General features: G+C 43.2%; 6 protein-coding genes and 1 pseudogene. 6 read left to right on the top strand and 1 reads right to left on the bottom strand.

Annotated elements, in window-relative coordinates:
* Positions 1 to 667 precede the first annotated feature (667 nt).
* Positions 668 to 837 (bottom strand): annotated as a pseudogene (locus GJU40_RS21610) (IS1/IS1595 family N-terminal zinc-binding domain-containing protein); the annotation flags it as partial.
* Positions 838 to 1,057: 220 nt separating this feature from the next.
* On the opposite strand from GJU40_RS21610, the gene GJU40_RS19805 reads away from it, so the two are divergent.
* The 6 genes from GJU40_RS19805 to GJU40_RS19780 all read left to right on the top strand — a co-directional run bounded on the left by GJU40_RS19805 (position 1,058) and on the right by GJU40_RS19780 (position 9,579).
* Positions 1,058 to 2,635, top strand: a complete 1,578-nt coding sequence (locus GJU40_RS19805) for a methyl-accepting chemotaxis protein (protein WP_170289464.1) — start codon at positions 1,058 to 1,060, stop codon at positions 2,633 to 2,635.
* Positions 2,636 to 2,981: 346 nt separating this feature from the next.
* A complete protein-coding gene (locus GJU40_RS19800; protein WP_154309778.1) occupies positions 2,982 to 4,592 on the top strand; it encodes a beta-propeller fold lactonase family protein in 1,611 nt (536 codons plus the stop codon).
* A gap of 255 nt (positions 4,593 to 4,847) precedes the next feature.
* Positions 4,848 to 5,756, top strand: coding sequence for a Gfo/Idh/MocA family protein (locus GJU40_RS19795; RefSeq protein WP_343031647.1), 909 nt, complete (start codon positions 4,848 to 4,850; stop codon positions 5,754 to 5,756).
* Positions 5,757 to 5,891: 135 nt separating this feature from the next.
* A complete protein-coding gene (locus tag GJU40_RS19790; RefSeq protein ID WP_154309777.1) occupies positions 5,892 to 6,896 on the top strand; it encodes a TAXI family TRAP transporter solute-binding subunit in 1,005 nt (334 codons plus the stop codon).
* A 195-nt stretch (positions 6,897 to 7,091) separates the two neighbouring features.
* Entirely contained in the window at positions 7,092 to 7,616 is a 525-nt protein-coding gene (locus GJU40_RS19785) for a DUF1850 domain-containing protein (RefSeq protein ID WP_170289463.1), read from the top strand.
* Positions 7,609 to 9,579 (top strand): TRAP transporter permease, encoded by a 1,971-nt coding sequence (locus GJU40_RS19780; protein ID WP_154309776.1) that lies wholly within the window; start codon positions 7,609 to 7,611, stop codon positions 9,577 to 9,579. Before GJU40_RS19785 ends, GJU40_RS19780 begins: the two co-directional genes overlap by 8 nt.
* The last annotated feature ends 741 nt before the right edge of the window (positions 9,580 to 10,320 follow it).

Raw genomic sequence — 10,320 nt, 5'->3', positions numbered from 1 at the left:
TAAGGCTTCTAACCGTCGGTGCAACGGGATAGCCTAATCCATAACTAGCGGTTACGCTGGTGTTCTTAGGAATCCCCCACTTCAAACAGCTCGCAAGAGCCAGTTAAGTGGCGGGTAGTTCAAGGGCCATCTAAAGGGATTTTTTCCATTTAAGTTTATATTCGCAAATCTCCAATCCGTCTAAGAAAATTCCCTATCGCATTTTCACATTTCTTGTTTTTGTTTTTAATTATTTCGTCGATAAACCAAAAAATGAAAGAAGCTAGAACGGCACTAAGAAAGAAAAAATTATCTAATAAACTACTTACGCTAGAAAACAGTACCTCTCTTTCGTATTTTGACAGTAGTATAGGGACCAAAACAAATAATATAGCTAGAAAAACGTGAACAAATAATGCAATAATTATTCGTATTTTACCATCATATTTCTTACCCATCTAACGATTAGGATAGTTTTAAAAAGGGAGTGACGCATATTATTGGAAGAAAGATTATATCTGCATTAGTTACTGTGTTTATAATGGTTTTGATTTATTCACTAGATGAAGGGGGAGTAGGGCTAGGTTTATTTTTAGGGATGTATCTACTACCCATCATTTTGATTTATGGAATCCTTTCTTCTATCTTTTCTGACTTTATTACGAAAAAGTTAACTTGATCTGATAAACTCGTCCATTTCAACGATACCTTCAAAGTTTGCTACTTCAATTGGTTTCAGTTTTGATAATAGTTTGTTTCTCCAGTTAAATCAGTGAAGGTTGAGGGACAAGTTTTACAGCGATAATGTGTAGTATATTGGCCAAAACTGACTACGTTTTTGGATTGACAGTGAGGGCAGGTCTATCCATGAACCTTTAACAAAGCCTAATATAAAAAAGAGTTTAAAAAAGCATTCTTCAGATTTATGTTATATGATGAAAAAGACATAGGTCTTTATTCTCATGATATATCTGCGTTAGTAAGTTTTATTGCTCTAATTTGCTAAACAATGAAAGGGAGAAGACGATATACATCGTGCATGAAGAAAAGTCAGCTTTTGTCAAGATTACTAGGGGGAATGGAAAAAGTGAGTCATTTAAGGGGAAATACATTATTGCTGCTGATCAGTGCAGGAGTGGTGTTTATATCAATCGTTGTCCATGGGCTTCATCGTTTCACAGGATTTTTGAGTGATTATAAGCTGATCAGGGGAACTGAAGAACTTTCAGGGTTTCAGCCTGTACTGCTGAATATTTTGTTTTGGATTCCAATTATTCTTGTCATTGCGGCTAGCATTTATTATAAGAAAAACAAAGAGCATTCTTGGATTCCGATACTCATTACATTAACCTTAACCTTTGCCAGCATTTCAATTGTTGCAGGCGGAAATGGAATGGTAGAATATCATTTTTCTATTTTCATGGTGTTGGCTTTTATCGCCTATTTTGCTTCCGTCAAGCTGATGGCTCTTAGCACAGCTATTTTTACAGTACAGCATTTGGCAGGATTTTTCCTTGTTCCAGAACTCATCTGCGGAACATCGAATTATTCTTTTTCTCTTTTAATGATACATGCTGTTTTTCTGCTGTTAACCTCAGGAGCTACAATTTTACTAATTCTGCACAAGGAGAGAGTGGAGAGTGAGCTGGAGGCGCAAAATGCCAAAATGTCCAGCAGAAATGGAGAGCTGGTGTTTTCACTTGAAAATATGTCAGAAAATCTGCTCCGCATTTCTTCGGATATGAAGTTTTCCAGCAGTGAAAGCAATACGGCATCAGCTCAAATCAGTGCGAGCATAGCTGATTTGAATGTGAATTCTGAAAAGCAGTACAGCTTAATGATAAACAGAATTCAAAAAGCAGAGGGCATGGAAAAGCAGATACGGGAGCTGAACACACATACGTCGCTCGTTTCTGAATCGTCAAATGCTACTGCTGTCCACATTGTTGAAGGACAGGAAAGAATGAAAGAGCTGTACAAGCAATTTTCCAGAGTTCAAGAAAATGTGGCGGGTCTTCAGCAGAATATTTCCGAGTTTGAAAGGAAAATAGCTGAGGTAGAAAGCTTTATCGGTGTGATTAATCGTATTTCTGAACAAACCAACTTATTGTCGCTGAATGCATCAATTGAGGCAGCGCGCGCGGGGGAAGCAGGAAAAGGATTTGCTGTAGTAGCAGGAGAAGTCAGGAAGCTTGCCCTTCAATCTGATTCTTCCTCAAAGGAAATTGTTGAAATTGTTTCGTCCATTCAGCGGGAGACAAAGCAGATTCAGGAAAAAGTTTCTTCTTCTCTGAAAGAAGTACATACCGGCAACAAAATCGTCAGCGAGTCGCAAAAAGCATTTCTTAACATTAGTTCTTCTTATGATGAAGTCACTTCACTGCTGGAACTTTATAGAGATGCAACCCGAAACCTGACAAGCTCCAATCAGGAAGTGCAGAAAGCATTTGAACTGCTGCTTGAAGACTCTCAGGGAACACTTGCTGCAAGCCAGCAGATTGCAGCTTCTGCATCCGGGCAAAGCACCGCAATGGAAATACTGATGGAACTCTCACAGCTTCTGCATCAGCATTCACAGCAAATCAAAGTGCTGGTTGAAGATTTGCGGGGAAAAACGGAAAGCAAGGAAATAAGCGCATCTCATACTGGAGTATGAATGAAACGAAAAAGGCATCCCCATAAAGGATGTCTTATTTTTCAGTCAAAAGGGGTTCAGAATGAGTTTATTCCGAGGCCCTTTTAGATCTATCGTTTTTGTATTCTTTTTGAATGAGTCTTCATACAATACTTGCAACCCTTTGCTGAAATGCTTCAAGTGCAAGGTGGTGAACGTAAGCATCGCCTGTATTGATAGTTTTTTAAGTCCCAGATAACAGAATATTGAGATGGGGCAGTTGATCCAAATGCACCATGTAGTCCAAGTCCAAGCATTCTCCCCAAACAAGCATATCTATAAATAGATAGCTTTATACATCCAATAAGTGACAAAGGGGAGTAATGCATTGGCTATACTGACAACAGGGCCAATTGAAAACAACGCTGTTTTTGGTATTAGACCCACTCAGCAAGTAACGATAAAAATAGATAATAACAGCTCTTCTGAATCAGCAACCGTTCTGATTGAAGGATATTTTCTAAACGGAGCCAGAACATTATATGTACAGGAACTTTTTACACTGACACCTAACGCAGTAGAAACCCGCAACTATTTTGCAGATTTTGATGCCTATGAATTTGTTTTTACCAAGGGAGGTACAGCTCAGCAAGATGTGAATATTTCCGTCTGGGGCAAGAACTCTCTGGGTCAGCTTGTTGCGGCGCACAGGGTTCTTTATAGTGAGTTGGAGCGGAATGAAGCAGGAGTAACAGGAGCGACCGGACCTACGGGAGCAACAGGGTCAACAGGTTCTACCGGACCTACGGGAGCGACCGGACCAGCAGGCGCCACCGGACCTGCGGGAGCGACCGGACCAGCAGGCGCCACCGGATCTGCGGGAGAGGCAGGAGCAACAGGCGCCACCGGACCTACGGGAGAGGCAGGAGCAACAGGCGCCACCGGACCTGCGGGAGCGACAGGTTCAACAGGCGCCACTGGACCTGCGGGAGAGGCAGGTTCAACAGGCGCCACTGGACCTGCGGGAGAGACAGGGTCAACAGGCGCCACTGGACCTGCGGGAGAGGCAGGGTCAACAGGAGCAACTGGACCTGCTGGCTCTCCCATCCCTATATCAGTTAATCGAATCTATGTAACAAACGAGGGCAGTAATACTGTATCCGTCATAGACGGATTTTCCGAAAGTATAATCGCTACTATATCAGTGGGTAGTTTTCCTTGGGGAGTGAGCGTGAATCCTGCCACGAATCGGATTTATGTAACAAACCGAGCAAGTAACACTGTATCTGTCATAGAGGGAATGACCAATAACGTCATCAATGAAGTAACAGTCGGTAGTAGTCCTAGGGGAGTGAGCGTGAATCCTGCCACAAACTCCATATATGTAGCAAACGCAAACAGTGACAATGTGTCCGTCATAGACGGACTCTCCAATAGTGTCATTGCAATCGTCCCAGTGGGCATTTTCCCTGAAGCAGTAAGCGTGAATCCTGCCACGAACCGAATTTATGCAGCTAACGGATTTAGTAGCACTGTTTCCGTTATAGACGGTATTTCCAATAATGTCATCGCTACCGTCCCAGTAGGTACTGCACCTAGGGGAGTAAGTGTGAATTCTGTGACGAACTGCATTTATGTAACAAACCGGGGGACTAACAGTGTATCCGTCATAGACGGATTTTCAAATAGTGTCATTGCGATCATCCCAGTGGATCTTAACCCTAGGGGAGTGAGCGTAAACCCTGCAACGAACCGCATTTATGTAACGAACGAAGGCAGCAGCACAGTATCCGTTATAGACGGACATTCCAATAGCGTCATCGTTACGGTTCCAGTAGGTATTAGCCCTAGGGGACTAGGCGTCAATCCTTTAACAAATGGAATTTATGCAGCAAACGGTAACAGTAGCAATGTTTCCGTTATTAGCGGTAACACAAATATTGTGATTTCCAACATTGAAGTGGGTAGTGGCCCATTAAGTGTGGGCGTGAATCCTTGATAGAGAATCCGTACTAATCGAACTTCAGTAATGTCTGATTAACTTCAGGCTATAGGTTAAGTGGTCGAAATAAGGCAAAATCAAAAAGACCGCCCAGCGGAATACGAAGCGCCTGAACCACATATTAACAACACAATATTCTCTCCAAACTAATAGAAGTAAATAAACCCGATTTTCATTAGGTTTGTTTACAGTACAGAATGAATTTTTTGACAATTTTGATATAATACAGAAAAGGATGGAGGAGGATATTTTGTGAACATAGGAGTGATTGGGATAGGAGACATTGCAGAAAAAGCCTATTTTCCTATATACGCAATGCAGAGAGAACATCACTTTCACTGTTTTACCAGAAACACCCTTACCCAAAAGAGAATTCAGGAGAAGTATGGTTTTCATATTCATTATGATTTGGACTCTCTGCTTGCTGTGGATCTTCATGCCGTGATGATTCATGCTGCAACAGCTGCTCACGAGGAATTGATTCAAAGATGCTTAATTGCCGGCATTCCCGTTTTTGTTGATAAGCCGGTTACTGATGATATCAAAACAACTGGCAGGATACTTCAGTATGCAAAGAATGAAGGAGTACCATTGATGGCTGGTTTTAACAGGAGATTTGCGCCCCATTATGTAAAAGCCGAAGCTATGAAAGAAAAAAATATGATTCTCCTGCAGAAAAACCGCAGAAATCTTCCCGGTGATCTTCGGACTTTTGTATACGATGATTATATTCATGTGCTTGATACGCTGCTTCATCACCTGGGAGGAGAGCCAGATAAGTGGGAGGTCAGCGGGGAATGGAAAGGAAGTATGCTTGCTTCAATAGTTCTGACAATGAAGAGAGAAAGAGTAACGGCAATCGGCATTATGAATAGAGATGCCGGGGTGAATGAAGAAATTCTGGAAGTCGTGAGCCCTTCCGGGAAGATGGTCGTAAGGAATCTTTCAGAACTATTTTTAAAAGAGGGACATTATGAAACAAAAGCTAGAACAGGCGACTGGACTCCCACGCTGGAGATCAGGGGATTTCAGGCAATGGTAAACACATTTTTTTCAGCTGTTGAGAAAAAAGAACGTATGCCTATGCTAGTGGAAGAAATCATGAATACGCACAATTGGTGTGAAAAAATCATAGATAAATTGGAAAAAAATAGAGGGTAAGGAGCATCTACTATATATCTGTATAAAAATGTCTTGTTCTGTTTTATGACAGAATAGATTGACAGCAGGAATAGCCTCTATGGTAATATAGAATTGTGCTCTCTGCACTAAATACATAATTTAGGGGGAAACAGAATGAAAAAGTTTAAGAGCAGTTTTCTTTTCATCATGGTTCTGACTCTGACAATGGTAATTGCGGCTTGCGGCGGCGGTGCGAATAATGGCAACGGCGGCGGAGAAGGAGAAGGCGGCGGTACAGAAGGCGGAACAGGCGGCGAAACACAAAACCTGAGCTTGCTGACTGGCGGAACTGGCGGAACGTATTACCCGCTTGGCGGCCAAATGGGAACAATTATTTCTGACAACACTGATGCTAACATCACTCCGCAAACTTCCGGTGCATCTGCTGAAAACATGCAGGCGCTTCGTGCAGGTGAAGCTGAGCTTGCTTTCTCTCAAACTGACATTGCTTCTTACGCTCTTGAAGGAAAAGAAATGTTTGACGGAAATGCAATTGATAATGTAACGGCAATTGCTACATTGTATCCTGAAACAGTTCAAATCGTAACAACTGAAGAAAGCGGCATTAATTCAATTGAGGATCTTAAGGGCAAAACAGTCTCTGTTGGTGCACCTGGATCAGGCGTTAACATCAACGCAAAGCAGATCCTTGAGGTTCACGGCATGACATTTGAAGATATCAAAGCTCAAAATCTTGCTTTTGACGAATCTACAGATGGTATTCAAAGCGGCAACATTCATGCAGCATTCATTACAGCTGGTACGCCAACCGGTGCTGTTGAAGCACTTTCCGCTCAAAACAACGTAAAAGTTCTTTCTATCTCAGACGACAAGATTGCTGAATTGATTGAAAAATATCCATTCTACTCTGAGGATGCTGTTACAAGCGGAACTTACGGCCTAACTGAAGATGTAAAAACAGTTGCAGTAAGAGCAATGCTTGTTGCTACATCTGAACTTGATGAAAATCTTGTATATGAAATGACAAAAGCGCTTTTTGAAAACACTGACAGAATTACTCATGCTAAGGGCGAGCTGATCAAAGCTGAAACTGCACTTGACGGAGTCGGCGACATTCCTGTTCACCCTGGTGCACAAAAGTATTTTGACGAACAGTAAACAATAATCATAAAAGAAGGAAAAACGCGATAGACCCGTACAATGGTACGTGTCTATCGTTTTCCTTTTTCCTACATAAGTATGTAAGCCGAAAGCAAGAATGCGTTATATTGATTTTGGGCTGCGCAGGTCAGGTTTCAGCGTACCTCAATGTCCTGAGAGCATAGCAGATGCTGATTTTTAGCGGGGGAAAAAATGAGCTTATCACAGAAAAGAAAAAGACTGATGTTTATGTTTTTAGCCCTCATACCTGCCATCGCAATTATCTTTTTGTATCCAATGCGGGAGACTGTCTCTTTTAGATTTGAAAATACCGAGGAGCTGCTCGCCTATCTTCAGATTCAGGATGCGGAAAGCTTTTCAATCAAATACACCCATTCCATCCACCTCTCGGATGTCATTGAGACATATGAACTCAAAGATCACAGCATCATTCAGCAGCAATTAAGCTATGAAGACTTTGCCGTTGGCATGCCGTCTAACGCGGAAGGTGATGAAACATTTGAAGAAAGGGATGGACGCTACATCATAGGCAACATGAACCGTGTCTTTCCCTTTATAGATCTGCGGATTGGTCAGGTGCGTGCCAACCATACTGTAATATATCAAGAAAAGGAATATCCTCTTAAAGAGAGCATTCAACCCGGGACATGGGTCCGAATTCAATTTGAGAGGCTGTCACTTTGGGAGCAGTTGAGAGGAGTGAAAATCAATGACTAAAAATGAAGAAGTAAAAACAATAACCGAGGAAGAACAAAAGGCACTGCTTGAAAAATATGATCCGGAGGCGGGCACAAGAAATCTGACAGGCATATTTAAGTGGATCGTCTTCTTTGGACTGCTGTCTTTCTCGGTGTTTCAGCTCTACACAGCTATATTCGGAGTATTTACAGCGCAAATTCAGCGTTCTATCCACTTGGGCTTTGCACTAACGCTGATATTTCTGCTGTTTCCAGCAAGCCGCAAGCGAAAGAATTCAGGGAAGCTGCAGGTAGCCTGGTATGATTTGATTTTAGCAGGACTGAGCATTGTGGTCGGGACATATTGGCCGCTGAACTTTGAAAAAATCGTTGCCGGAATTGGATTTTTAACAACAACAGACTTAATTGTCGGGATTATTGCCATCCTTCTTGTGCTTGAAGCTACAAGGCGTGCAGTCGGCCTGCCGATTACAATCATTGCAACCGTGTTCCTGCTGTACGGACTGTTCGGTCCTTATATGCCTGGCTTCCTTGCCCACCGTGGATTGTCACTGGAACGTCTGGTGCAATCGATGTTTTTTACAACAGAGGGAATATTGGGAACACCTCTGAGCGTATCGGCAACATTTATTTTCCTGTTCCTGTTGTTTGGAGCGTTTCTAGTCCGGACTGGGGTAGGGAAGTACTTTAATGATCTTGCAGTCTCCATTGCCGGTCGCAGAACGGGCGGACCTGCAAAAGTTGCGATTTTCTCGAGTGCCCTTCAAGGTACCATTTCGGGAAGTTCCGTTGCCAACGTTGTGACCTCGGGTTCTTTTACAATACCGATGATGAAAAAGCTCGGCTACCGCAAAGAGTTTGCCGGCGGCGTAGAAGCAGCCGCATCTACCGGTGGACAGCTGATGCCGCCAATCATGGGAGCGGCAGCGTTTCTAATGGTAGAGTTTATCGGCGGGATTACCTATTGGGATATCGCCAAGGCTGCGGCCATTCCGGCGCTCCTGTATTTTACAGGTGTCTGGATTATGACGCACTTTGAAGCAAAGCGGGTCGGCCTGCGAGGACTGACAAAGGAAGAAATGCCGAACCGAAAAGAAGTATTTAAAAGAATCTATCTGCTGTCGCCTATAGTGGCGGTTGTCGTGATGCTGATGTCAGGCGTAACGGTTACGCATGCAGCTCTTTGGGCAATTGTTATTGCAATTGTCGTTGGATTTTTAAATAAAGAAACACGCATGGGTCCCATCCAGATTGTCATGGCGCTGGTAGAAGGTGCCCGGACAGCGCTGGCAGTCGCAGCAGCAACTGCAGCGGCAGGGATAATTGTGGGAATCGTGACAAAAACAGGGCTGGGCCTGAAGCTTGCAAACGGGCTTCTCGGACTTGCCGGCGGACATATTCTGCTCACGCTGTTCCTGACGATGATTGCAGCAATCGTACTTGGAATGGGTTCGCCGACAACGGCAAACTATGTCATTACATCTACTATTGCAGCACCTGCCATCATTCTGCTTGGTATCCCTGACTTATCTGCACATTTATTTGTATTCTACTTTGGAATCATTGCTGACATCACTCCGCCGGTAGCACTCGCTGCATTTGCAGCAGCAGGGGTAGCGGGAGGAGAACCGCTGCGAACCGGTTTACAATCAGCCAAGCTTGCCATAGCGGCATTTATTATACCGTATATGTTTGTGCTGTCTCCTGAACTGTTGATGATTGACACAACATGGCAAGAGCTCATCTGGGTACTGATTACAGCTCTATCAGGCATGATTGCCATCGGTGCAGCCATGATCGGATTCTGGATGCGCCACATGCACGTGGCGGAACGTGTACTTTCCCTTGCAGCAGGCTTGATGCTCATCTATCCTGAAGGATTTTCGGACACGGCAGGCCTTATCCTGTTCGGTGTACTATTTGCCCTTCAGTTTATCTGGAAAAGAGACAAACAAAACCCATTGCGCACGCAGGGTGCTTAATCTGTTCTCGATTAGAATTGAATTTTGGGAACGAACATAGCTGCAAACGCTCAGAAATTTCATATTTCTGGGCGTTTTTTTTGAGTGTTTTTTTAGTGGGTAAGCGGGGAAGGGGAATAAGCGGATTTGTTTCGGTTATCTGAGTGTTTCTTTTAGGTGTTCCATTACGGGGAAATCGGAGGAAGGGAAGATAAGCGGATGAATTCCGGTTATATCAAAATTTGATTAATTTTCAGGCGAAATAAGGGTAGGATTTTTTCAATAAGCGGAAAACGTCCGTCTATTTGAGTGTTTCATAATAGGTGGTCCTTCACGGGGTAGTCGGTGCAGTGAAGATAAGCGGATGAATTCCGGTTATATCAAAACTTGATTAATTTTCAGGCGAAATAAGGGTAGGATTTCCGGGTAATGTCACAAAAAGCCCCGATTTTAGCGGTTTTTCAGCTCATAGCCGGAATTTCTCCGTCTATTGAGGGCTTTGTTGATGGATTTTTTTCAATAAGCGGAAAACGTCCGTCTATTTGAGTGTTTCTTAATAGGTGGTCCTTCACGGGGGAGCCAGTGCAATGAAGATAAGCGGATGAATTCCGGTTATATCAAAATTTGAACGAAATTTAGGCGAAATAAGGGTAGGATTTCCGGCTAATGTCACAAAAAGCCCCGGTTTTAGCGGTTTTTCAGCTCATAGCCGGAAATCCTCCGGCTATTGAGGGCTTTTTTAATAGGATTTTTTCAATAAGC

Source organism: Metabacillus lacus, assembly GCF_009674805.1.
In the GTDB taxonomy this organism is placed as follows: domain Bacteria; phylum Bacillota; class Bacilli; order Bacillales; family Bacillaceae; genus Metabacillus_C; species Metabacillus_C lacus.
This window is presented reverse-complemented; position numbering and strand designations above follow the sequence as displayed.

Bases quoted from the DNA above. Each gene is read 5' to 3' on its own strand.
- GJU40_RS19805 (WP_170289464.1), top strand. From the start codon at position 1,058: ATGGAAAAAGTGAGTCATTTAAGGGGAAATACATTATTGCTGCTGATC.
- GJU40_RS19790 (WP_154309777.1), top strand. From the start codon at position 5,892: ATGAAAAAGTTTAAGAGCAGTTTTCTTTTCATCATGGTTCTGACTCTG.
- GJU40_RS19785 (WP_170289463.1), top strand. From the start codon at position 7,092: ATGAGCTTATCACAGAAAAGAAAAAGACTGATGTTTATGTTTTTAGCC.
- GJU40_RS19780 (WP_154309776.1), top strand. From the start codon at position 7,609: ATGACTAAAAATGAAGAAGTAAAAACAATAACCGAGGAAGAACAAAAG.